Source organism: Prevotella sp. (genome assembly GCF_051059605.1).
GTDB lineage: Bacteria > Bacteroidota > Bacteroidia > Bacteroidales > Bacteroidaceae > Prevotella.
Map to the genome: position 1 here is coordinate 965,812 of NZ_CP050883.1, position 26,337 is coordinate 992,148.

Genomic DNA, 26,337 nt, shown 5'->3' on the forward strand with positions numbered 1-26,337 from the left:
TACCCCGATAATGTCACTTAATGTCACTCGCTCAGCCCTTATAAACAAAGGGTTTGTGACATTATGACATTAGTGGCATTAAAAAAACTTTTTCTGGTAGAGTGCTGCCCTTTTATGAAGAATATAACTTCCTAAATTGGCGATGAACTGAAAAATGTCTTATAAATAAAACAAAAAACAAGGCAAACAACATAATATATTCGTTTGCCTTGTTTATTTATTGAATTTATTAAACTCTACTCAGCTTTCCATAAGCCATGTAAATTGCAATATTCACGAGCAATTACTTTCTTTGCATCTGTCATGAAAACAGCTTCAGGCTTATCACCAGGTTTCAGATACTGACGCATAACCTTGTCGTCAGCAAGAAGTTCTATCCACATTATATAATGTTCCTCAAGCATAGGATGAGCAACTGCACCAACAGTAACTTTGTAGCCACCCTCAATTTTCTCGATAACAGGAACATGTTTCTCCAATGCTGCATCTTTTGAATTTTCCTTCAACAGCTCCATTGGCTGTCCGCAACAAGTCAAAGTTCCACCTGCAGGTTCTACCACTTCAACGATATTTCCACAGACATTACAACGATAAATTTGCTTTTGTTCTGTCATAATTACTTAATATTAAAGTTAAACATAATAACTATTATAATATCTACACCGAATATACTCAATGCAGAATATCAATACTGCAAATATAATCATTTATTATTAATATCAGCACTCTAAACGGTGAAAAAATAGTTAACACACAATTATTTGAATTTCTTTATGCAAATAGACGTAATATTAATTTGTTGGTTTCAGATTTAATTACTACTTTTGCTCAACAAAACTAAAAATAAAAAATATGAGAAGTAGAACCGCGGTTTGGTTTGAAACCAAAATACGTTACGAAAAGACAATGGAAGATGGTATGCAGAAGAAAACTACAGAACAATATGTAGTTGACGCTCTGAGTTTTACAGAGGCAGAAAGCACTATCATTAACGAAATGAGGGTATATTTAAGTGGTGAATTTAAAATCACGGATATCAAACAGGCTGCTTACGGAGAAATTTTCTTCAGTGAATCAGACTCAGACGATAAATGGTATAAATCTAAATTGCAGTTTATTACTATTGACGAAAAGACAGAAAAAGAAAAGCGCTCTACTGTAACATACCTTGTTCAGGCAGGCAGCTTGCCTGGTGCTGTTAAGCACATAGACGAAGTTATGGGCGGTACCATGATTGACTATGTTATGACTTCAATACAGGAAACTCAGATAATGGATGTATTCGAACACAATGCTGCAAAAAAGCATGAAGAAAGAAATGACGTTCCTGAGTATGAGCAGACTCCTGTTGCTGAAGAAACAATGACTGAATAAAATAAAGAATATGAATGTTGATGTAGCAAAAAAATTACATGAAGTACTGGGCAACCTGCCTAAAGAAGTAAGATTGGTTGCCATCAGCAAATATCATCCCAATGAATATCTTGAGACCGCATATAATGAAGGTCAAAGGATATTCGGGGAAAGTCATGAGCAAGAGTTAGCGCAAAAACAAGAAACACTTCCCAAAGACATCGAATGGCATTTTATTGGTCATTTACAAACTAACAAAGTAAAATACATTGCTCCTTATATTTCCATGATTGAAGCTGTAGATAGCTATAAATTATTAAAGGAAATAAACAAGCAGGCAGCTAAAAACGACCGTATCATTAAAGTGTTGCTAGAACTGCATATTGCAGAAGAAGAGACCAAATACGGACTAACGCTTGATGACTGTCGAGACATGTTAGAAAAAGGAGAATGGAAAGATTTGGGTAATGTTCAAATATGCGGCTTAATGATGATGGCCAGCAATACAACAGAAATATCACTAATAGAAAAAGAGTTCGACATAGCAACAAGTTTCTTTGATGAGATAAAAGCTAAATTCTTCGCAAACGACCCAGAATTCAAAGAGCGTTCTTGGGGTATGAGTCATGACTATAAAATAGCCATCAAACATGGCTCTACAATGGTGCGTGTCGGTACTACAATTTTCGGACCACGAGTTTATTAATTTATAACAAAACTATATTAGTTTAAAATAAATTATTATCTTTGCATCTTGAAATAGAACAAATGGCAATTAAGCCATCACAATTAAAAGAATAAAATGCCAGAAATATCAGTTCGCGGATTAGAAATGCCAGAGTCGCCAATCAGAAAATTGGCACCACTTGCAGCCGCTGCTAAAAATCGCGGTATAAAGGTATATCACCTGAACATTGGTCAGCCTGATTTACCTACACCTCAATGTGGTCTTGACGCATTAAAGACAGTAGACCGCAAGGTATTGGAGTATTCACCAAGCCAAGGCAATCTGACTTACAGGCAGAAGCTCGTAAATTATTACAAAAAATATGACATCAACGTAACTGCTGATGACATCATTATAACATCTGGTGGTAGCGAGGCTGTACTCTTTGCATTCATGAGCTGTCTGAATCCAGGAGATGAGATTATTGTACCAGAGCCAGCATACGCTAATTACATGGCTTTTGCTATTAGTGCCGGTGCAAAAATCAGAACTATTGCAACTACAATTGAAGAAGGATTTTCTCTTCCTAAGGTTGAAAAATTTGAAGAACTTATTAATGAGCACACACGTGCCATCATGATTTGCAATCCAAACAACCCTACTGGATATCTTTATACAAGGAGAGAAATGAATCAAATTCGTGATCTTGTTAAGAAATACGATTTGTATCTTTTCTCGGATGAGGTGTATCGAGAATATATATACACAGGTTCTCCCTATATTAGTGCTTGCCATTTGGAAGGCATTGAAGATAACGTAATTCTTATTGATTCTGTATCAAAACGATACTCTGAATGCGGAATTCGTATAGGAGCCCTGATAACCAAGAATGCGGAAGTCAGAAAAGCCGTTATGAAATTCTGTCAGGCTCGCCTGTCACCACCTCTTATAGGTCAAATTGTAGCAGAAGCATCACTAGATGCACCAGAAGAATACTATCGTGATGTATATGACGAATATGTAGAAAGACGCAAATGTCTAATTGACGGACTAAACAGAATTCCAGGAGTATACTCTCCTATACCAATGGGAGCATTTTATACAGTAGCAAAACTACCTGTTGATGATAGTGAGAAATTCTGTAAATGGTGTCTAGAAGAATTTAATTATGAAGGCGAAACGGTTATGATGGCTCCTGCTGCAGGTTTTTACACAACTCCAGGAGCAGGAATTAATCAAGTACGAATTGCTTATGTACTTAAAAAGCCTGACCTAGAACGTGCACTTTTAGTATTAAGAAAAGCCTTGGAAGATTATCCAGGACGAACAACAGAAGAATAGAAAAGTGAATTTACCTCTTTTCATTGCAAAAAAAATATATGGTGACAAAGGCGAGAAACAAAAAGTTTCACGCCCAGCCATAAGTATAGCCACCGCAGGTGTTGCTATAGGACTCGCCGTTATGCTAATTTCGGTAAGCGTTGTGCTTGGGTTCAAGCATACTATACGTGATAAAGTCATAGGATTTGGCAGCAACATCCAAGTTGCTAATTTCATGACTCTTCAGACATCAGATTCCTACCCCATTCAAATGGGTGATTCTATGCTGAACGCATTGAAATCAACGTCGGGTGTAAAGCATGTCCAACGGTATGCTGTGAAACAGGGTATTTTAAAAACTGACAAAGACTTCTTAGGTGTTTTGTTCAAAGGTGTTGGCCCTGAATATGACACAACTTTCATACATAGCAACCTTAAAGAAGGTAGTATCCCTAAATTCAGTGACTCAGCAAGTAGTAATAAACTTCTTATATCAAGAAGTATTGCTAACAAGTTAAATCTGAAAACAGGACAAAAAATATTTGCATATTTCATTGATGGTAATGGCGTCCGCACAAGGCGTTTTACTATTCAGGGTATATATGAAACAAACTTGTCACAGTACGATAACATTATTTGCTTTACAGATTTGTACACTTCAGTAAAGCTAAACGGATGGCAAGATGATCAGACTACAGGTGCAGAAATTACTGTTAACGATTTTAATAAAGTAGACGAAGTAGAAAACCAATTTATTAAGAAAGTAAATAGGACAACCGACAAATATGGTGAGACATATAGTTCTAAGACTATTAGAGATATAAGCCCTCAGATATTCTCTTGGCTTGATCTTCTTGATTTAAACGTGTGGATTATACTTGGATTGATGGTTGCTGTAGCAGGGGTAACAATGATTTCAGGGCTACTAATAATAATTCTAGAAAGAACAGTTATGATAGGCATTCTAAAAGCTCTTGGAGCTAGAAACAAGACTATCAGACATACTTTCATGTGGTTTGCTGCTTTTATAATTGGAAAAGGTATGATTATCGGAAATTGTATAGGTTTAGGACTCATTTCATTACAATATTTCACAGGGCTGGTAAAACTAGATGCGCAGACATATTATGTTAGTACTGTACCTGTTGAATTTAATATTCCTATATTCATTGTTCTAAATGTCGCTACACTTTTAATTAGTATTTTTGTGCTTATCGCACCAAGTTACTTGATATCACACATACATCCGGCAAAATCAATGAGATACGAGTAGGTCAAAATAATACTATTTATCCGAGAAATAGAACATTCTTTTTGTCTAAAATTCTTGCATTTTAATTTTATGCAAAAAAATATGCCTAAGAAAACAAAAAGTGCACAATAAGTTTTGAATTGTGCAGATAAGTAGCTATCTTTGCACACAAATTTGAAATTTGTGCAATGAATTCAGTACCTAAATTTAACAAGTACATAGAACAGAGCATCATCAACAATTGGGAGAAAGATGCTCTGACAGACTACAAAGGAACAACTCTTCAATTTCATGATGTGGCTAGAAAAATCGAAAAGTTACACATTATGTTTGAGAACAGTGGGGTTAAAACAGGAGATAAAATAGCTCTATGCGGACGTAATAGTTCAAATTGGGCTGTAGCCTTTCTTGCAACACTCACCTATGGAGCTGTAGCAGTTCCAATTCAAAACGAATTTAAAGCTGAGCAAATCTATAATATAGTTAATCATAGCGAATCAAAGTTATTATTTGTAGGTGACGTTGTAGCTACACAGATTGATGCTGAAGAGATGCCTAATCTTGAAGGTGTCATCTATATACCAGATAATTCACTGATATTATCTCGCTCAGAAAAGCTAACTTATGCGCGTGAACATCTTAATGAGATCTTCGGACATAAATATCCTAAATTTTTCAGAAAGGAACATATTAATTATCATGAAGATTCCCCAGAGGAATTAGCTATGATAAATTACACTAGTGGCACAACTGGATTTTCAAAAGGTGTTATGCTACCCTATCGTGCATTATCAAGCAACTACGACTTCCTTTCAGATGTCATTGGTTCAAAACTAAAGCCTAATTGTGATGTTATGGCTATTTTACCAATGGCACACATGTATGGTTTGTCATGTGAGTTTATATTGGAATTCTGCCTTGGCAATCATATATACTTTCTGACACGACTTCCAAGCCCAACTATTATACAAGAAGCTTTTACAGATATACATCCTGCAGTGATTATTTCTGTACCATTGATAGTTGAGAAAATAATAAGAAAAAATATATTTCCAAAAATTCAGACAAACATAATGAAGCTTCTTATCAACATGCCTGTGATTAACAAAAAGGTAAAAGAAAAGATTCTTGAATTGGTGAAAGCTGAATTTGGCGGTAATATGTATGAAATTATTGTTGGTGGAGCCGGACTTAACAAAGAAATAGAAGATTTCTTATTAAGCATAGGTTTTCCTATCACAGTGGGATATGGCACTACAGAAACTGCTCCTATGATTACTTTCAGTGACTGGAATGACTTCGCTGGTGGAAGTTGCGGAACTGCAGTCAAAAACATGGAGGTAAAAATCTTAAGTGAAGACCATCAAAACATTCCTGGTGAGATTATTACTCGCGGACTTAACGTAATGACAGGTTACTATAAAAACCAAGAAGCAACTAATGCTGTCATTGATGACAATGGATGGTTTCACACTGGTGACTTAGCAACAATGGATGCAGAAGGCCATATTTTTATACGAGGAAGAAAAAAGAATATGCTACTTGGTTCTAATGGACAAAATATTTATCCAGAAGAAATTGAAAATAAGTTGAATTCGATGGCAATGGTTAACGAAAGCCTTATAGTTCAACGCGAAGACCGACTCATTGGTTTGGTACATCCAGACCTCGACGAAGCTAATTCTATGGGGTTTTCAATCGAAGACCTAGAGAATATAATGGAACAAAACAGAAAAGAACTCAACGCAATGTTACCATCTTTCGCAAAGATTTCAGCAATAAAACTACTTGATGAAGAATTTGCGAAAACTCCTAAAAAGAGTATAAAAAGATATCTCTATCAGAACGCTATTTAAATATAGCGTTCTATAGTAATATTATAGAACTTTAAACAAACGACAAAAAACAATATTATGGAACAAATACCTAGCTTCAACAATCTAATACAAAAGTCAATTATTGACAATTGGGAAAAAGATGCATTGACGGACTTTAAAGGTTCAACATTACAATATCACGATGTAGCAAGAAAAATAGAAAAACTTCACATCATGTTTGAAAACTGTGGAGTCAAAAAAGGCGACAAAATTGCTTTAGCTGGTCGTAACAGCGCAAATTGGGCTGTCGCTTTTCTTGCTTGTTTAACCTATGGAGCTGTTGCTGTGCCAATACTTCATGAGTTTACACCAGATCAGATATACAACATTGTTAATCACAGTGAAGCAAAGCTCTTATTTGTTGGTGATATAGTTGCAACCCAGATAGATGCAACAAAAATGCCAGAACTTGAAGGAATCATATATATTCCAGACTATTCCTTAGTATTATCGCGTACAGATAAACTTACCTATGCTCGTGAGCATCTTAATGAAATGTTCGGAAAGAAATACCCAAAGTATTTCCGAAAAGAGCATATTAACTATTATATAGAGCAAGATCCTAACGAACTTGCACTTATAAACTACACTAGTGGAACTACAGGTTTCTCCAAAGGAGTAATGATTCCTTATCGTGCTATTTGGAGTAACGTCTTCTTTGCAAAAGAAGCTGTTGGCAAAGCCTTAAAACCAGGTGACAGTGTAATTAGTATTCTGCCGATGGCACATATGTACGGAATGTCATTTGAATTTTTATTTGAATTCATAAAAGGCTGTCATATTTACTATTTGACAAGAATACCAAGTCCTGCAATCATAGCTCAGGCTTTTAGTGAAGTAAAACCAAAAATCATCATAAGTGTACCACTTGTGATTGAAAAGATAATCAAGAAAAAAGTATTTCCTAAAATACAAAACAACCGCATGAGAATGCTTCTTCATATGCCTGTTATCGCAAAAAAAGTGCGTGATAAGATATGTGAACAAGTTTCTAATGCATTTGGAGGTGAATTCTATGAAGTTATCGTTGGAGGTGCTGCCTTCAATAAAGAAATAGAAAGTTTTATGCACCAAATTGGGTTTAGATATACTGTTGGTTACGGAGCAACAGAATGCGCACCCATCATTTGCTATGCAGATTATAAGGACTATGTACCAGGAAGCTGTGGCCGATCTGTCGTAAACATGAAAGTGAGAATTGATAGTTCTGACCCTGAAAATATTCCAGGAGAGATATTAGCAAAAGGTATGAACGTCATGCTTGGTTACTATAAAAATGAGGAAGTAACACGCCAAACAATTGATAAGGATGGTTGGTATCATACTGGAGACCTAGGAACAATGGATGCTGACGGAAACGTATTTATTAAGGGACGTTCTAAGAATATGTTGTTAGGAGCAAGTGGACAAAACATTTATCCAGAGGAGATAGAGGACAAACTTAATTCATTAGCTTTGGTTAATGAGAGTGTCGTTATACAGGAGGGTGATAAATTGATTGGACTTGTACATCCAGACTATGATGAGGCCAAGAATATGGGATTTTCAAAAGAAGATTTGGAGAACATTATGGAACAGAATCGTAATGAACTCAATCAGATGCAGCCATCATACTGTAGACTTGCTGCAATAAGAATTTACGAAGAAGAGTTTGAAAAAACTCCTAAAAAAAGTATTAAGCGTTACCTCTACCAGAAATAGAACGTTTTTGCTTTTGTTATTGACGAAAAATTTGTATCTTTGCGGTCATAATAGTAAACAATAAATAAAATATAACAAGCTATGCTTACACTTAAACTCATCAGTGAGGAAACTGAACGTGTTATTAAGGGTCTTGAGAAGAAGCACTTCACAGGTGCACGTGAGGCCATAGATAAAGTTTTAGAATACGACAAGCTACGTCGTGACGCTCAGCAGAAGCTTGACAGCAACAAGCAACAACAAAATCAGCTTGCCAAGCAAATTGGAAGTCTTATGAAAGACGGAAAGAAAGAGGAGGCTGAAGATATAAAGAATAAGGTTGCTGATCTGAAAGCAGCTGACAAGGCTTTGAACGAAATTATGGATAAGGCTCAAAGCGATATGACTGATGTTCTTCTTACCATTCCTAATATTCCTAATGATGATGTTCCAGAAGGTAAAGATGCTTGTGACAACGTTGTCGTAAAGGAAGGTGGTATTAAGCCTAATCTTCCTGAAGACGCACCTTGTCATTGGGATCTTCTTAAGAAATATAATCTTGTTGATTTTGATCTCGGTGTAAAAATTACAGGTGCAGGTTTCCCTATATATCTAGGTAAAATGGCACGTTTCCAACGCGCTCTTGAAGCTTTCTTCCTTGACGAAGCACGCAAATCTGGATACCTAGAGGTTCAACCACCTTATGTAGTTAACGAGGCTTCTGGATACGGTACTGGTCAGTTACCTGACAAAGAAGGACAAATGTATCACGCAAACTTAGATAACTTGTTCCTAATCCCTACAGCTGAGGTTCCTGTAACAAATATTTTCCGTGATGTAATCCTTGACGAGACTCAACTTCCGATTAAGCGTTGTGCTTATTCAGCTTGTTTCCGTCGTGAGGCTGGTTCTTATGGTAAGGATGTTCGTGGTCTTAACCGCTTGCATCAATTTGACAAAGTAGAAATTGTACGTATAGACAAACCTGAGCATTCTTATGATTCTCTGAAAGAGATGTTAGCACATGTTGAAGGTTTGGTACAGAAACTTGAATTGCCATACCATATATTGAGACTTTGCGGTGGTGATATGAGTTTCACCTCAGCAATATGCTACGACTTCGAGGTATGGAGTGCTGCCCAAAAACGTTGGTTGGAAGTTTCTTCAGTATCTAACTTTGAAAGCTATCAAGCAAACAGATTGAAGTGCCGTTTCCGCCGTTCTGATACAAAGAAACCAGAACTTTGCCACACACTCAATGGTTCTGCTCTTGCTCTTCCAAGAATAGTTGCTGCAATAATAGAAAACAACCAAACTCCAGATGGAATAAAAGTTCCGAAGGTTCTTGTGCCATACTGTGGTTTCGAGTACTTAGATGATAAGAACTTTGACTAAAAAATAACTAAATTCAGTATTGATTGATATACCATCAGCGATACTGAATTTATCTTTTATAAAACTATAACTTATTATCAATTCATATTAACTGATACCCAATGAATAAGATTATTTGCAAGAAACAGTTTTCTGAGAAAGTATTCAGCTTTGACATCGAAGCCCCTTTAATTGCTAAAAGCAGAAAAGCCGGAAACTTTGTCATAATCAGAGTAGACAACAATAGTGAGCGCATGCCGCTTACAATAGCAGACTCTAATATTGAGAATGGTACTATTAAATTAGTTGTGCAAAAGGTTGGACTTTCCTCTACAAAACTATGTAATCTCAACGAAGGCGATTCTATTGCTGATGTCGTTGGTCCTCTTGGTAATCCTACTCATATTGAAAATTTTGGTACAGTAATATGTGCTGGTGGCGGAGTTGGTGTTGCGCCTATGCTACCTATTATTCGTGCATTGAAAAAAGCAGGCAACAGAGTATTATCTGTACTTGCAGGAAGAAATCGTGATCTTATTATAATGGAAGATGAAGTTAGAGCTTCATCTGACGAGACTATCATAATGACCGATGATGGAAGTTATGGAGAAAAAGGAGTAGTCACTGTTGGCATCGAGAAATTGATCAAACAAGAGAATATTGACAAAGTTTTTGCTATAGGTCCTCCTATCATGATGAAATTCTGTTGTATGCTCACCCAAAAATATAACATTTCTACAGATGTTTCTCTTAATACCATTATGGTTGATGGAACAGGAATGTGCGGTGCATGTCGACTCACAATTGGAGGAAAAACCAAATTCGTGTGTATTGATGGTCCTGAATTTGATGGAGCACTGGTTGATTGGGATGAAATGTTCAAGCGAATGGGAACATTCAAGAACGCTGAAAAGGAAGAAATGGAGCACTATGCAGAACATCTTTCTTCAACTAATGAGTCTGTATGCGAACCTTGCAAAACAAACAATGATATTCACAATGATGTAACAGAGAGTATCGAAAGCTTGACTGACCGAAATTCTAATTGGCGTTTAGAACTACGCAAGGGAATGAAACCTAAAGAACGCACTTCTATTGAGCGTGTTATGATGCCAGAACTTGATGCTGAATATCGTGCAAAGACAAGATTAGAAGAAGTCAACATCGGTCTTACTAAAGAAATGGCAGTCCTTGAATCTCATCGTTGCCTTGATTGCGCTAAACCATCTTGTGTAGAAGGATGCCCTGTAAGCATTAATATTCCATCATTCATAAAAAATATAGAACGAGAGAATTTCCTTGGAGCAGCTAAAGTACTCAAAAGTACTTCTGCCCTACCAGCTGTATGTGGTAGAGTTTGTCCTCAAGAGAAGCAATGTGAAAGCAAATGTGTTCATCTTAAAATGGGTGAAAAAGCAGTTGCTATTGGATACCTTGAAAGATTTGCTGCTGACTATGAACGTGAAAGCGGTATGGCTACAGTACCAGAAATGGATCCTTTAAACGGAATTAAAGTTGCTGTTGTCGGTTCAGGTCCTTCTGGACTAAGTTTTGCAGGTGATATGGCAAAAATGGGCTTTGACGTATATGTATTTGAGGCTTTGCATGAAATAGGTGGTGTCTTGAAATATGGTATTCCTGAATTCAGATTACCAAACAAGATTGTCGATGTCGAAATAGAAAATCTTAAGAAAATGGGTGTCCATTTTCAAACTGATTGTATTATCGGAAAAACGATTAGCGTAAAAGATCTTGAAGATAAGAACTTCAAAGGTATCTTTGTTGGTTCCGGTGCAGGACTTCCTAATTTCATGGATATACCTGGAGAGAATGCACTCAACATCATGTCGAGTAACGAATATCTGACACGAATAAACCTTATGGACGCAGCTAATCCACGTACTGACACTCCTATCAATATCGGTAAGCACGTTATCGTTGTTGGTGGTGGAAATACAGCTATGGACTCATGTCGTACTGCCAAACGACTTGGTGCAGACGTAACACTAGTATACAGAAGAAGTGAAGCTGAAATGCCTGCTAGATTGGAAGAGGTAAAACATGCTAAGGAAGAAGGCATTAATTTCTTGACATTACACAATCCAAAAGAATATATCGCTGATGAGAATGGTGCTGTTAAGGCAGCCACACTTGATGTGATGAAATTAGGCGAACCAGACCAAAGCGGTCGTTGTCGTCCTGAGACTACTGGACAAACCATCACATTAGAATGTGATCAGGTAATTGTTGCTGTTGGTGTCTCTCCTAACCCATTAGTTCCTAAGAGTATCGAAGGGCTAGAACTAGGTCGCAAGAATACAATCGTCGTTGACGATAATATGAAATCAAGTAGAAATAATATTTATGCAGGTGGTGATATCGTTCGCGGTGGTGCCACAGTAATATTGGCTATGGGTGACGGACGAAGAGCCGCTGCTAACATGGCAAAAGAATTAAAAGGATAAATGAACGCAATATATACCATTTTACTATTAATATGCAGTAATGTCTTCATGACATTCGCTTGGTACGGACATTTAAAATTACAACAAACAGGGGTCAGCAGCAGTTGGCCCCTAATTGGCGTTATAGGATTTTGTTGGGCGATAGCATTTTTCGAATACTGCTGTCAAGTACCAGCAAACAGAATAGGATTTGTTGATAATGGCGGTCCCTTTACGCTCATTCAGCTAAAAGTAATTCAAGAGGTTATATCCCTCATAGTATTCGCACTTATAGCTAATGTAATGTTTCAAGGTCAAGGACTTCATTGGAATCATTTAGCCGCATTTATCTGTTTGATAGCTGCAGTGTATTTTGTATTCATGAAGTAATTCACTTAATGAATCTCATTTATTAAGCTTATATTCGTCTATTTTTCGATAAAGAGTTGTAAGACCTATTTTCAATAGTCTTGCAGCTTCTGTTTTGTTTCCGTTGGTGTGTTGAAGAACTCTTACAATATGTCTACGTTCAATTTCAGCTAATTCAAAATCAAAAGATTTAGCATCATCTGAATTTTGTATATCTGTATTTAACGAAGACGAATTATAAGATGAATATGGAACCTGCAAATCAAATGGTAAATCTTGCAATGTAAGGCTTGAATCACAAACAATAGCACTACGTTCAATAACATTTTTCAACTCACGAACATTTCCATGCCATTCAGCATTTGTAATAGCATTCACAAATTCTGATGACATTCCGTCTATATGTTTACCAAGCTTTTCTGAATATCGTGCTAGAAATGACTTCGCCAACAAAGGTATATCTTCACGACGCTCACGCAATGCAGGTAAATGTATTTGAAAAACAGAAAGACGATAAAATAAATCCTCCCTAAAATTACCAGCTATTATCTCATTCTTTAAATCACGATTTGTCGCTGAAATAATTCTCACATCAACTTGTGAAGGAGAAGTATCCCCTATTTTTATATATTCACCTGATTCAAGTACACGCAATAGTTTGGCTTGAAGCTGATATGCCATCTCTCCTATTTCATCTAGGAATAGCGTACCATGATTTGCTACTTCTATCAATCCCTTTTTATCTTTCATCGCTCCAGTAAATGAACCGGCACGATAGCCAAATAGCTCACTTTCCAATAAATCACGACTAAATGCAGAACAGTTAATAGCAACTATAGGAAACTTACTACGCGAACTAGCGTTATGTATAGCCTGTGCAAACACTTCCTTACCTGTTCCTGTTTCACCTGTAAGTAATACCGGAATATCTGTATCAGCAACCTTACGCGCCAATTCCTCTACACGAAGTAATGTTTCAGAATTACCTATTATTGTATCAAAAGAATTAACCTGTAATGGCTTTTTCTCAATCTTAGACAAGTCATTATTTAAATTATGCTGACTGTTGACTTGATCCATAGCCCTGCTGATAATAGGGATAATTTTATTATTATCATCACCTTTTGTTATGTAGTCAAATGCACCATTCTTAATTGCCTGAACACCATCTTCTATATTTCCATGAGCAGTAAGTAGAATTACCTCGACGAGAGGTGTCTCCTGCTTAATTTTTTTAACCATATCAACACCGTTGCCATCTGGCAAAAATACATCACAAAGCACGACTTGTGGCTTATGCAACTGAACCTGTCTCATTCCTTGAGTACAATCTACAGCTTGCCACACTTCATAACCTTCCAGTTCCATCATTCGCGAAAGAAGTTTGCGAATAATTGGTTCATCATCTATTATCAGTAATGTATTCATATAGTCTGGTTTATTTATTGTATTATTGCAAAAGTAGGAATAATTTTACAAACATAAAAACATTATTGCATCTAATGTATATAGCTTTTCATTTTGGTATGGCAAGTCTTTCATTTTGGCAAGGTCTAAAACTAATGTTTATATTTAACTATATACATATAAAGCATTATGATACAATAGATTACAAAAATAAAAACAATTATGGCACAGTTTTCGTAATAAGAATAATAAATAATTTAAAATAAAATGACTACACTTATTTTTGAATTACTTGCATGTATGCTTTGCGGGATAACATGCTTTGGTGTATTTTATAAATGTATTAAATGGTTTGAAAAGATTTAATTAAAAAAGAAAAGACTATGTATTTAATTATGTTTATCATCAGTATTATAATGTTCTGTTATATGATATATGTACTGATAAAACCAGAAAAATTTTAAAACTCTAAAATTATGGGAACAGAAATTTGGGGTGCGATATTGCAAATAGTAATAATGATAAGTTTAGCTTATCCATTAGGTAAATATATTGCGCGTGTATATAAAGGCGAAAAGACTTACCTCGACTTTTTAAAACCTGTAGAAAGGTTGATTTATAAAGTCGGCGGTATAAATCCAGACAAAGAAATGAACTGGAAGACATTTCTTAGGGCAATGCTTACAATCAACCTATTCTGGTTTGTCTGGGCTTTAATACTACTTGTCGTCCAAGGATATCTACCATTAAATCCAGATGGGAATGGTGGCCAAACAATACATCAGGCCTTCAATACAGCTATAAGTTTTCTTGTAAACTGTAATCTACAGCACTATAGCGGTGAAAGTGGACTAACTTATTTCACTCAGTTAGCAGTTGTAATGCTATTCCAATTTGTCACAGCAGCAACAGGTATGGCATGCATGGCAGGAATAATGAAAGCTTTAGCTGCCAAGACAACTAATACAATAGGCAATTTTTGGAATTTTCTTGTCAAGAGCATAACACGCATCCTACTACCATTGTCATTAATAATAGGATTTATCCTTATATTACAAGGAGTTCCTATGACTTTTGATGGAAAAATGGAAGTAAATACTCTTGAAGGTAAAGTTCAGAATGTGTCACAAGGACCAACAGCTGCTATTGTGGCAATAAAACAAGTTGGAACAAACGGAGGTGGATTCTTTGGAGCAAACTCAGCACATCCATTAGAAAATCCTACATATCTTACTAATTCCGTAGAATGTATCGCTATAATGCTCATTCCTATGGCAATGGTCTTTGCCTTCGGCTTTTATGTAAAGAAACGCAAATTAGGATTTAGCATTTTTGGTGTAATGCTATTTGCTTACCTTGTAGGTGTATTCATAAATGTTCATCAGGAAATGCAAGGCAATCCAAGACTGACCTCTATGGGAATAAGCCAGCATACTGGAGCTATGGAAGGGAAAGAAGTGAGATTTGGGTCTGTAGCAACTGCATTATGGAGTGTTTCCACAACCACAACATCAAATGGTTCCGTTAATGGAATGCACGACAGCATGATGCCTCTATCTGGTATGGTAGAAATGCTTAACATGCAGATAAATTCATGGTTCGGAGGTGTCGGCGTAGGTTGGATGAACTATTTCACATTCATAATCATAGCAGTATTCATAAGTGGACTCATGGTCGGGCGTACCCCTGAATTCTTATGTAAAAAAGTAGAGGCTAGAGAGATGAAAATAGCTTCTCTTATGGCACTACTCCATCCTTTCTTGATTTTAGCAGGAACAGGTTTGGCTGCATGGCTCGCTGTAAAAGCACCAGAATTTGTATCAAGAGAAGGAGGATGGCTAGGCAATCAAGGCTATCACGGACTGAGCGAAATGCTATACGAGTTTACATCATCTTCCGCTAACAATGGTTCTGGATTCGAAGGACTGAAAGATAACACATGGTTTTGGAACATTATATGTGGCTTAGTTATGATTTTAGGAAGATACATTCCTATAATAGGACAAGTTGCAATCGCAGGCTTGCTTGCAAAAAAGAAATACATTCCAGAAAGTGCTGGAACTCTTCGTACAGACACATTGACTTTTGGAATAATGACTTTCGTTATTATATTCATTATTGCCGCTTTAGCTTTCTTTCCTGCTCACGCATTAAGTACGATAGCTGAATATTTAAGTATATAAAGGACTAAAATATGAAAGATAAGAATAAGACCTCCCTTTTCAATAAGGAAATGGTAAAAAATAGTGTTTGGCAAGCTATAAAGAAACTTGATCCAAAAACTATGATCAAGAATCCAGTAATGTTTCTTGTTGAAATATGCACTGCTATAATGGCTGTAGTAACAGTTACTTCAGCAACAACAAACGATTCTGTAGTTCTTGGAAATGCAGGATATAATATAGCTGTGTTTATAATACTATTCATGACACTACTGTTCGCCAACTTTGCAGAAGCCATAGCAGAAGCTAGAGGTAAAGCACAAGCTGACAGTCTGAGAAAGACCAGAGAGGAAACACCAGCAAAACTTATTGAAGGTAATACATATAGAACTATAAGCAGTTCTCTATTGAAACTTGGAGATGAGTTTGTTTGCGAAGCCGGTGACATTATACCTTCTGATGGAGAAATTGTTGAAGGTATGGCTTCAATAGATGAAAGTGCAATAACTGGTGAGTCTGCTCCTGTAATAAGAGAGTCTGGAGGTGATCGCAGTTCTGTTACTGGTGGAACCATCGTACTCAGTGACCACATACGTGTAAAAGTAACGACACGTCCTGGAGAAAGTTTTCTGGATAAAATGATTGGACTAGTTGAAGGTGCATCAAGACAAAAAACACCTAACGAGATTGCTCTTACCATATTATTATCAACCTTCTCTCTTGTGTTTATAATTGTGTGCATATCACTTGTTCCAATGTCTTGGTACTCTGGCACTACAATAGGTATTGCGGCTATAATATCATTATTTGTATGCCTCATACCAACAACAATCGGTGGTTTACTTTCAGCAATAGGTATTGCTGGAATGGACCGTGCACTGAGAGCAAATGTAATAACAAAATCTGGACGAGCTGTTGAAACAGCTGGTGATATCGACACACTGTTACTTGATAAGACCGGCACCATAACTATTGGCAACAGAAGAGCTACGCATTTCTACCCAGTAGAAGGATTCAGTGATAAAGAATTTGGAAATCTTTGCGTCCTCTCATCGGCAAGTGATGATACTCCTGAAGGAAAATCTATTGTTGAATTGGGCCAAAAAATGGGAATAAGCATTGATCAAAAACAAATCATCCATGCAAAGATGATTCCTTTTACTGCAGAAACACGCTGCTCTGGCATTAATCTACCTGATGGCAATGAAATCCGTAAAGGAGCTTTTGACACGATGAGACAAATTACAGAAAACGCAGGAGGCATTTTCCCAAATACTGCACAAACTGTCATTGAAACTATCACGAAGATGGGCGGTACTCCACTTGTGGTAAGCATAAATAAGAAGATAGCCGGAGTCATTGAATTACAAGACATCATTAAACCGGGAATAAAAGACAGATTTGATAGACTACGCAAAATGGGTGTCAAAACAGTTATGGTTACTGGAGACAATGCTCTCACGGCTGCTTTCATAGCTGAACGTGCTGGCGTTGATGATTTTATTGCCGAAGCTAGACCTGAAGACAAGATGAGATATATTCGCAATGAACAGCAACAAGGTAAACTAGTGGCAATGATGGGCGACGGAACTAATGATGCACCGGCATTGGCACAAGCTGACGTTGGCGTTGCAATGAATAGCGGAACACAGGCTGCTAAGGAAGCTGGTAATATGGTAGACTTGGATAACGATCCTACAAAACTTATAGAAATAGTGGAAATAGGAAAACAGTTGTTAATGACACGCGGAACTCTCACAACATTCTCTATCGCTAATGACGTTGCAAAATATTTCGCTATCGTGCCAGCACTGTTCATGGTTGCAATTCCACAATTGTCAACTCTCAATATAATGGGATTACACAGTGCCGAAAGTGCTATTTTATCTGCTGTGATATTTAATGCAATCATTATCCCGTTACTTATTCCTTTAGCATTGCGAGGTGTTAAATATAGACCTATCGGAGCCTCTGCATTACTACGAAGAAATCTATTAGTATATGGATTAGGTGGAATTGTTGCGCCTTTTATAGGTATTAAGATAATTGATATGATTGTAGGACTTTGTTTATAGGATAATAATTAATAAATAAGATTATGAAGATCGTTTATATAAAGAGCATGATAAATGGCTTGATAAAATCATTTAGGCTCACAATAGCCTTTTGCCTTTTGCTAGGCATAGGATATGTATTGGTACTTTGGACGTTTTCACGAATAGCCTCACCTAACAGTGGCAAAGCTGAAGTTGTATATTCTAAAGCAGAAAATAAAGATCAGTCACATAAAATTGTAGGTGCTGCAAATATTGGACAGGAGTTTCATAGCAACAAATATTTTTGGGGCCGACCTTCAAGTGCAGGAAGTGGCTATGATGCATCTTCTTCTGCAGGAAGTAATGCTGGACCATCAAATATTGAGTATCTGAAAAAGGTAGAACAACGACGTGAGAAATTTCTTAAAGCTCATCCATACATCAAACATAATGATGTCCCAGCTGAAATGGTTACTGCCAGTGGTTCTGGTCTTGACCCAGATATTTCATTACAAAGTGCCTATTTGCAAATCAAACGAGTCGCTATGGCACGTGGGATGTCTGAGAAATCTGTAAAACAAATTGTAGACAAATGTGTACAACACCCTTTGCTCGGTATATTTGGACCTGAGAAGATAAATGTATTAAAGTTAAACATCATGTTAGATAACAAATAGCATTGATATTATGAACGATACTTATAACGATAACGACAAGGCTGCACAACACTTTCTTGACATCATAAGAAAGCAAAGACGCGGAAAGTTAAAAATCTACATCGGCATGATCGCCGGTGTAGGTAAAACTTTTCGCATGCTTAAAGATGCTCATCATATGCAACAACAAGGAATTGACGTGCAGATAGCGTTTGTTGAAACTCACAAAAGACGTGAAACGGAAAATTTACTCAACGGACTTACTGTTATACCACGTAGGAAGCTTTTCTATAAAGGGAAGCAACTTGAAGAAATGGATCTGGACAATGTTATCATGCAACATCCTGAGGTCGTTATTGTTGATGAATTGGCTCATACCAATCTACCAGGAAGTAAAAATACAAAACGCTGGCAGGATGTTGAACAGTTGCTAAATGTTGGTATAAATGTTATAACAGCCGTAAATATCCAGCACATTGAAAGCATTAGCGAGGAAGCTGGAAAAATTACAGGTGTCGAAATTCGAGAACTTGTTCCTGATAGCATTCTCAGTGAAGCAGAGGAAATAGTAAATATTGACCTTACTGCCGAAGAACTAAGACAACGATTATGTGAAGGAAAAATATATGGCAAAGCTAAGGTAGAAACTGCACTAAATCACTTTTTCAGTACAGAGAATATACTAAAACTACGTTCACTTGCACTTGGAGAAGTTGCACTTAGAGTTGCTAACAAGGCACAAAATGATATATCACGAACTAATAATGTAGAATCGCATTCTATACTAGCATGCATAAGCAGCAATGCTTTGACGCCACGCCACATCATACGTCGTGCAGCAAGAATAGCAGCCCAGCATAACTCAACATTCTGTACACTCTACGTACGCCGTCCATCTGAAAGTCCCGACAGAGTGAGCTTAGCGTCACAACGACATGTATTAAATCATTTTCAACTTACGATAGAACTTGGTGGAGAAGTAATACAAGCTTCATCCAGTGACGTAATAAAAGAAATAGAAGCATTGTGCATACAACGAAATATAACAACAGTTTGTCTTGGACGACCATCTTTTAAAATGCCTTCTACAATAATGAAAATAAGGAAATATCGCAAATTTCTACAATTTCTTGCTAAAAAAAGAATAGATTTGATTATACTTGCATAGTAAAACAAAAAAATACAATATTATGAATATTAAGACAAAACTCACACTCGTAATAGGATTACTTGTGATGATGACATTCGCTCTTGTCGTCGTATCTGTAATAAATGTGCAAATACTCACCGCTACCGACCCAGAAAGTCCGGCAGCAGGTCCTGGTATGGAGCGTGCCCTATTCTGGATAACCATGCTTGGCGCTATATGTATTTTCACTGGTATTGGAATATGGATATCATTCCCCTCTTCTATAGCTCGTCCTATAAAAGAACTATTGAATGCTATTCAGGATATTGCGTCTCAGCATTATGAAAGAAGGCTGCAATTATATGGTACAAAAGAATTTGACGATGTTTCTCGCAATTTCAATATTATGGCAGAAAGGCTTGCAGCATATCACGCAAGTTCTATTTCTCAGCTTATTGCTGCTAAAAAGTATATGGAAACACTCGTCAACAGCATCACAGAACCAATAATAACCCTAGACAATAATAAAAATATCATTTTCATTAATGACGCAGCACTTTCTATACTTAACATTTCACGGAATGATGCTATTGGACATTCAGCAAATCAACTGTCTATAAACAATGACTTACTCAGACAATTAATAAGAGACTTGGATAAAAAGGAAAGTTATATAGACAATTCCACATCTCTGAATAAGCAGACAAACGAAATACCTCTCAAGATTTATTCTGATGAAAAAGAAAGTTATTTCCAAGTTAAGTATATCACAATCGTAAATAAAAAAGGCAATAACGAAAAAGATGAAAGGAGTCACATGATTATGCTTAAGAATGTGACCGAATTTAAGGAACGTGATTCTGCAAAAACCACTTTTATTTCTACTATATCACATGAACTAAAGACTCCTATTGCTGCCATTATGATGAGCCTGAAATTACTTGAGGACTCACGCATTGGAATACTCAACAACGAACAAGCTGAGTTAACTGATGACATCAAACAGAATAGTGAAAGATTACTTAGTATCACTAGCGAACTGCTAAACATGACTCAGGTTGAGTCTGGTAAATTGCAACTGAAACCACGTATAACACGACCTATTGAATTAATAGATTATGCTATAAAAGCAAATAGAGTTCAAGCAGAGAAATTCAATATTTCTATAGAAGTTGAATACCCAAAAGATAATAACATATCAAAATTGTTTGTTGACAGCGAGAAAATAGCATGGGTTGTGACGAATCTATTGTCAAACGCAATACGCTATTCTCAAGAAAATGCACGCGTAATAATAGGCGCACAACAACAAGATAACTCCCACGTACAAATATATGTAAGTGACTTTGGAAAAGGTATTGATCCGAGATATCACCAAAGTATATTCGATCATTATTTTCGCGTTCCTGGCACAAAGGTACAAGGAAGTGGACTTGGACTTTCTATCTCTAAAGATTTCGTAGAAGCACATGGAGGCACACTCACCGTTGACAGTCAAATAGGCAGCGGTAGTACATTCACTGTAACACTAGAGGTATAACGTCTTTTGTAGGAATAGATAATTCAAACAACAATTTATACAATTATTATGGCGTTTTGAAATTTATTTTGTAATTTTGTAAGTGTGAAGGATAAAGACTTCTCTTATATTATAAAGGAATAAACAAAATGCAAAGGAAAGCAAAATATCTTTTAGCAGCGTCAATGCTAGCCATATTAACTGTAAATGCGCAAACAGCAAAGCGTGTTGTCAAGGCTAAAGCTACTATAAGCATCACATCTGATAAGAAAGCAATAAATCTTGATTTGATGAAACAGTTGGTGCCTGCTACAGCCAAGATTATGTTTATTGACAGCACCGTAGTAAGTAAAAACGATTTTCTAAGCCAAATTCCACTAAATAAGGAATCTGGTAGATTAGAATACTCAAATAAATTCTTCGATAAGAAAACAAGTAATAACAATACTGTTTACATCAACGGATTTGGCAATAGAGCCATTTTCGCTGATGGCGATTCATTACAGACTAATATTTTTACTACAGATAAGATTGGCGATAAGTGGTCTGCTCCAACGAGCATCAACTCTATTGACAAAAACTACGAGATGCCGTTATACCCGTTTCTGCAAAGTGACGGAGTCACATTGTTTTTTGCCGCTAAAGGCAAGAATAGTATCGGAGGCTATGATATTTTCATGACAAGATACAACAGCGATAAAAATTCATTCTTTCCTCCTGAAAATTATGGACTTCCTTTCAACTCTACAGCTAATGACTATTTGCTTGCTATAGATGACTTCGACCAATTGGGATGGCTTGTTACAGACCGTAATCAACCAGAAGGGAAAGTATGTATTTATACTTTTGTACCTACAAAAGAAAGACTAAACTTCACAGGCGAAAATCTTAACGAGAAACAGTTGAATAGAATGGCTACAATACATTCTATATCAGAGACTTGGAAATTTGGAGATCGCAATGTTGCCCTTGCTAGACTGAAAGCTATGATTAACCGCAATAATGCTACAGCAAAGAATAATGGGGATATAAACTTTGTAATAAACGACAATACAACATATCACAGTATTTCAGAATTCTCTACTAGCAACAGACAGAAATATAGCAAACTTATACAAATGATCTCTGAGCAGGAACAAGATGCACATCAATTGGATTTAATGCGTGATAAATATGCGATATCAAATGCTAACGCTAAAAAGTCATTATACGATAAGATTATCAAGGCAGAAAAGTATAATGAGCAACTATATGATGAGATATCAAAACTTGAAAAAGAAATAAGAAATAACGAAAACATCAAATAATTTATTAACTATGGATGAGAAAAAATATTTTGCAGAATCAGAACTGATTCTCAATGAAGACGGTAGTGTTTTTCACTTGCACCTTAAACCAGAACAACTTGCAGACAAGGTTATCCTTGTTGGTGACCCTGGTCGTGTAAGTCTTGTAGCATCACACTTCGATGAACAGGAATGTGATGTTCTGAGCCGTGAATTCCACTCTATAACTGGTACATATAAAGGAAAGCGCATGACAGTACAAAGTACTGGTATCGGATGTGACAATATAGACATTGTTTTAAACGAAATGGACGCATTGGCAAACATTGACTTCAAAACAAGACATGAAAAGCCAGAGCATCGTACACTTACATTTGTACGTATCGGCACATGTGGCGGTCTTCAGGAGAATACTCCAACAGGAACATATATTGCAAGCGTAAAGAGTATTGGATTTGATGGACTACTCAACTTTTATGCTGGACGTAATGAAGTTTGCGACCTGAAACTTGAAGAAGCATTCAAGAAGCACATGGATTGGAATCCCCTATTGTGTGCACCTTATGTAATTGATGCTGACAAGGAATTACTAGATCGCGTTGCAGGTGCAGATATGGTAAGAGGTGTAACTATCGCATGCGGTGGTTTCTTCGGTCCACAAGGCAGAGAGCTACGTATTCCTTTGGCTGATCCAGACCAGAATGAGATGGTTGAAAGCTTTGAATATAATGGCTTGAATATCACAAACTTCGAAATGGAAAGTTCTGCCGTTGCTGGCCTTTCTGCATTGATGGGACATAAAGCACTTACATGCTGTATGGTTATAGCTAACCGTCGTGCTAAGGAAGCAAACACTGGCTATAAGAATACCATTGATGGATTAATAAAACTTGTACTTGAAAGAATTTAAATGAATAACGACAATATCTGTGCACTGGCTACACCTGCTGGAGGTGCAATCGGAATAGTAAGAGTATCAGGACCTGAAGCAATTAGTATCACCAATAGTATATTCAGCAAGGATATATCTTTGGCAAAACCAAATACATTACATTATGGTGAGATAATTGATAAAGAAGGTTCTACAATTGACGATGTACTAGTTTCTGTATATCGTGCGCCTCACAGCTATACAGGTGAAGACAGTGCAGAGATATCTTGTCATGGTTCAGCCTACATACTCAATAAGGTGGTTCACACTCTCATTGACGCAGGCTGTCGTCAAGCAGAACCTGGTGAGTATACAAAGCGTGCTTATCTTAATGGCAAGATGGACCTTAGCCAAGCTGAGGCTGTTGCTGACCTTGTTTCAGCAACCAATCGCGCATCCCATAAAATGGCACTTAGTCAGTTGAAGGGACATTTCAGTAGCGAGTTATCTATTCTTAGAGAACAACTACTGAAAATAACATCGCTATTGGAACTTGAACTTGATTTTTCTGATCATGAGGAATTAGAGTTTGCTGATCGTAGCGAACTAATGCAACTTGCTCAGAAGATTCATCAGCGCATAACAACATTAGCAAAATCATTTGAAACAGGTAACGCTCTGAAAAAAGGAATACCTGTTGCTATCATTGGTAAGACAAATGTAGGAAAGAGCACTCTACTCAATCAACTTCTTCACGAAGACAAAGCTATAGTAAGCGATATTCATGGTACGACTCGCGATGTAATCGAAGATACAACTGAGATAAACGGAATAACATTCCGATTCATTGATACTGCTGGTATACGTCAGACGGAAGATAAGGTTGAGCAACTTGGTATAGAACGTACATTCAAGAAGATTGATGAAGCTACAATAATATTATGGCTAATCGACTCTATCCCATCGTCAGACGAAATCGAAAATATTAAAGAGCGTTGCGCAGATAAGAACCTGATTATTATTATTAATAAGATTGACAATAATAATTCAGCAACCGACATTATCAATCAACTCACAACAATAGCATCCGATTTACAACATCTTGAAATATCTGCAAAGTTGGGTACAAACATATCACAACTGGAAGAAGCTTTATACAAAGCTGCCAACATTCCAGAGATTAACGAGAATTCTGTAATCGTAACGAGTGCCCGTCATTATGAGGCATTAACTCGTGCCAACGAAAGCATTACTCGTGTGATAGATGCAATGGAAGCCGATTTAAGTGGTGACCTAATAAGTGAGGATCTTCGTATATGTCTTGAACAGCTATCAGAAATCACAGGCGGTCAAATCACCCCTAATGAAGTATTAGGGAATATCTTCCAACATTTCTGTATTGGAAAGTAAATATCTGATACTCAACGGCTAAAAAACACTTGAACGCATGGTCGTTTATCAGGCGTCCTGTGGTGAATAGATAAGAAATAAAAGTAGAACTTACTATGAAAGAGACAACAGAAAAACTATCATGGACAAACAGAATTATGGGTGGAAAGCTTACTAGCAAAGAGAAGCTATTCAGCATTATCCTGATTTCTTTGCTATTATTCTGGCCGATAGTGGCATTAGTATCAATATTTGCATTCGATAAGCCAACTCTGCCTTTGTTTGGTGAAATTGCACGACATGGATTTGCATTAATCGTGTTTGGCTATCCATTTTATCTGTTACCTCTCATTATCGTTGCAAGCCGGATATCTAAGAAACTGGTAAAGCCCTATCTTTTCTATCTCATTTCAAGCCTACCACTAATATCATTACTACTTTGTGTTTTAATTGCTATGAGTCCTTTATCAGAGGATAGACCCTATGGTTCTGACTTCTTCTCTTACAGAAAAATCGGGAAAGATTATCAAGGAAGTTACGCACTTGACAATAAACATGTGTATTACTGTTTTGAGAAAATAGAAGGTGGAGATGTTGCAACCTTTCATCTTATCGGGAAAAATACGGGATATTCTGCCGACAAAAATCATGTATATTATATAGGAAAGATCATGAAGAAGGCACACCCTAAGACTTTCAAAATGTCGAATGCAAACATAGCATGTGACGGGAAAGATTATTATAGCTATGGGATTCCATTTCACGTTTCAGACTACAAGTCGTTCCGCCCAGGTTATAATAACTGGAGTGTAGACAAAAATTATATCTACTACACTGACGATCATACTGAGAATTATGAGATTCATTCCATTCCTGTGGGAGACTACAAGTCGTTTAAGGGGCTGAGCGAACAATATGCCAAAGACATCTACCATGTATATTTCAAAACAAAAATTGTAGAAGGAGCAGATCCTGCAACCTTTCACACCTTCGCTCAAGGTTATTATTTTGGACAGGACAAAAATTGTGTCTATTATGAAAATAAAGCAACAGAGGTAAAAGACTACAATAAATTGAAAGTTGCAAAAGAGAATAAAAACTTCTATGTAGATGGAAAGAATTTCTATACCCATGATTTTTTGAAGATGCCAGAAGGTACAAATATCAAACATCTCACGAATATAGCCTATGGAGATTGGAGTAAAGACCAGAAGAGAGTGTATTGGAAAAATAAAATCGTGAAAGGTGCTGATGCAAAATCATTTGATGCGCTGCCATCACTCTATCTATATGAAGGTTCAGCTGCAGACAACAATAAAGATTATGACTACGCAAAAGATGCTAATAATATCTTCCATAAGGATACTCTACTCAAAGATGCTGATTATGCAACATTCGTCTGCGGCTGGGACGGTCTGAACAAAGTGGCTTTCGCATTTGACAAGAATCGCTACTACGAAGGGCATCCAACTCCACTTATTAGGAAATACCGCATGGGAAAAATGAAAGTAGAACACAATTAACATAGTAATTGACATAATTTCAA

The 26,337-nt window shown here is 36.7% G+C and carries 20 protein-coding genes; 18 read left to right on the plus strand and 2 right to left on the minus strand.

What is annotated here, in order from left to right:
- Positions 1-236 precede the first annotated feature (236 nt).
- Positions 237-614 carry a desulfoferrodoxin gene (locus HEQ28_RS03845; RefSeq protein WP_434503859.1) on the minus strand — a complete coding sequence of 126 codons (378 nt, stop codon included), beginning with the start codon at positions 612-614 and terminating at the stop codon, positions 237-239.
- A 238-nt stretch (positions 615-852) separates the two neighbouring features.
- Between HEQ28_RS03845 and HEQ28_RS03850 the strand changes: the two genes are divergently transcribed.
- The 9 genes from HEQ28_RS03850 to HEQ28_RS03890 all read left to right on the plus strand — a co-directional run bounded on the left by HEQ28_RS03850 (position 853) and on the right by HEQ28_RS03890 (position 12,357).
- On the plus strand, positions 853-1,374 hold the full coding sequence (locus HEQ28_RS03850; RefSeq protein WP_434503860.1) for a DUF4494 domain-containing protein: 522 nt from the start codon (positions 853-855) through the stop codon (positions 1,372-1,374).
- Positions 1,375-1,384: 10 nt separating this feature from the next.
- Positions 1,385-2,059 (plus strand): YggS family pyridoxal phosphate-dependent enzyme, encoded by a 675-nt coding sequence (locus HEQ28_RS03855; RefSeq protein WP_434503861.1) that lies wholly within the window; start codon positions 1,385-1,387, stop codon positions 2,057-2,059.
- Positions 2,060-2,155: 96 nt separating this feature from the next.
- Entirely contained in the window at positions 2,156-3,361 is a 1,206-nt protein-coding gene (locus HEQ28_RS03860; RefSeq protein ID WP_434503862.1) for a pyridoxal phosphate-dependent aminotransferase, read from the plus strand.
- Between the two features lie 4 nt (positions 3,362-3,365).
- Positions 3,366-4,613, plus strand: a complete 1,248-nt coding sequence (locus HEQ28_RS03865; protein ID WP_434503863.1) for an ABC transporter permease — start codon at positions 3,366-3,368, stop codon at positions 4,611-4,613.
- Between the two features lie 167 nt (positions 4,614-4,780).
- Positions 4,781-6,448, plus strand: coding sequence for an AMP-binding protein (locus tag HEQ28_RS03870; protein ID WP_434503864.1), 1,668 nt, complete (start codon positions 4,781-4,783; stop codon positions 6,446-6,448).
- A 57-nt stretch (positions 6,449-6,505) separates the two neighbouring features.
- Complete coding sequence (locus HEQ28_RS03875; protein ID WP_434503865.1) at positions 6,506-8,170, plus strand: AMP-binding protein; 1,665 nt, start codon at positions 6,506-6,508, stop codon at positions 8,168-8,170.
- Between the two features lie 81 nt (positions 8,171-8,251).
- Positions 8,252-9,544 (plus strand): serine--tRNA ligase, encoded by a 1,293-nt coding sequence (gene serS, locus HEQ28_RS03880; RefSeq protein WP_434503866.1) that lies wholly within the window; start codon positions 8,252-8,254, stop codon positions 9,542-9,544.
- Positions 9,545-9,645: 101 nt separating this feature from the next.
- Positions 9,646-11,988 (plus strand): bifunctional dihydroorotate dehydrogenase B NAD binding subunit/NADPH-dependent glutamate synthase, encoded by a 2,343-nt coding sequence (locus HEQ28_RS03885; RefSeq protein ID WP_434503867.1) that lies wholly within the window; start codon positions 9,646-9,648, stop codon positions 11,986-11,988.
- Positions 11,989-12,357, plus strand: coding sequence for a DMT family protein (locus tag HEQ28_RS03890; protein ID WP_434503868.1), 369 nt, complete (start codon positions 11,989-11,991; stop codon positions 12,355-12,357).
- 15 nt (positions 12,358-12,372) lie between these two features.
- Here the strand turns inward: HEQ28_RS03890 and HEQ28_RS03895 are convergent, their stop codons facing one another.
- Positions 12,373-13,764, minus strand: coding sequence for a sigma-54-dependent transcriptional regulator (locus HEQ28_RS03895; RefSeq protein WP_434503869.1), 1,392 nt, complete (start codon positions 13,762-13,764; stop codon positions 12,373-12,375).
- Between the two features lie 455 nt (positions 13,765-14,219).
- On the opposite strand from HEQ28_RS03895, the gene kdpA reads away from it, so the two are divergent.
- From kdpA to HEQ28_RS03940, 9 genes are all read left to right on the plus strand, one after another.
- Positions 14,220-15,926, plus strand: coding sequence for a potassium-transporting ATPase subunit KdpA (kdpA, locus tag HEQ28_RS03900; protein WP_434503870.1), 1,707 nt, complete (start codon positions 14,220-14,222; stop codon positions 15,924-15,926).
- Positions 15,927-15,937: 11 nt separating this feature from the next.
- Positions 15,938-17,980 (plus strand): potassium-transporting ATPase subunit KdpB, encoded by a 2,043-nt coding sequence (gene kdpB, locus HEQ28_RS03905; RefSeq protein ID WP_434503871.1) that lies wholly within the window; start codon positions 15,938-15,940, stop codon positions 17,978-17,980.
- 50 nt (positions 17,981-18,030) lie between these two features.
- A complete protein-coding gene (locus HEQ28_RS03910) occupies positions 18,031-18,618 on the plus strand; it encodes a potassium-transporting ATPase subunit C (RefSeq protein ID WP_434504420.1) in 588 nt (195 codons plus the stop codon).
- 10 nt (positions 18,619-18,628) lie between these two features.
- A complete protein-coding gene (locus HEQ28_RS03915; RefSeq protein WP_434503872.1) occupies positions 18,629-19,765 on the plus strand; it encodes a sensor protein KdpD in 1,137 nt (378 codons plus the stop codon).
- Between the two features lie 22 nt (positions 19,766-19,787).
- Complete coding sequence (locus tag HEQ28_RS03920) at positions 19,788-21,266, plus strand: sensor histidine kinase (protein ID WP_434503873.1); 1,479 nt, start codon at positions 19,788-19,790, stop codon at positions 21,264-21,266.
- A 128-nt stretch (positions 21,267-21,394) separates the two neighbouring features.
- Positions 21,395-22,552: a hypothetical protein gene (locus HEQ28_RS03925; protein ID WP_434503874.1), complete on the plus strand. Its 1,158-nt coding sequence runs from the start codon at positions 21,395-21,397 to the stop codon at positions 22,550-22,552.
- A gap of 10 nt (positions 22,553-22,562) precedes the next feature.
- A complete protein-coding gene (locus HEQ28_RS03930; protein WP_434503875.1) occupies positions 22,563-23,441 on the plus strand; it encodes a nucleoside phosphorylase in 879 nt (292 codons plus the stop codon).
- The gene (mnmE, locus tag HEQ28_RS03935) at positions 23,442-24,812 is read left to right on the plus strand and encodes a tRNA uridine-5-carboxymethylaminomethyl(34) synthesis GTPase MnmE (RefSeq protein ID WP_434503876.1); all 1,371 of its coding nucleotides are present in this window, start codon (positions 23,442-23,444) and stop codon (positions 24,810-24,812) included.
- Between the two features lie 95 nt (positions 24,813-24,907).
- A complete protein-coding gene (locus HEQ28_RS03940) occupies positions 24,908-26,314 on the plus strand; it encodes a DKNYY domain-containing protein (protein WP_434503877.1) in 1,407 nt (468 codons plus the stop codon).
- Positions 26,315-26,337: the final 23 nt, after the last annotated feature.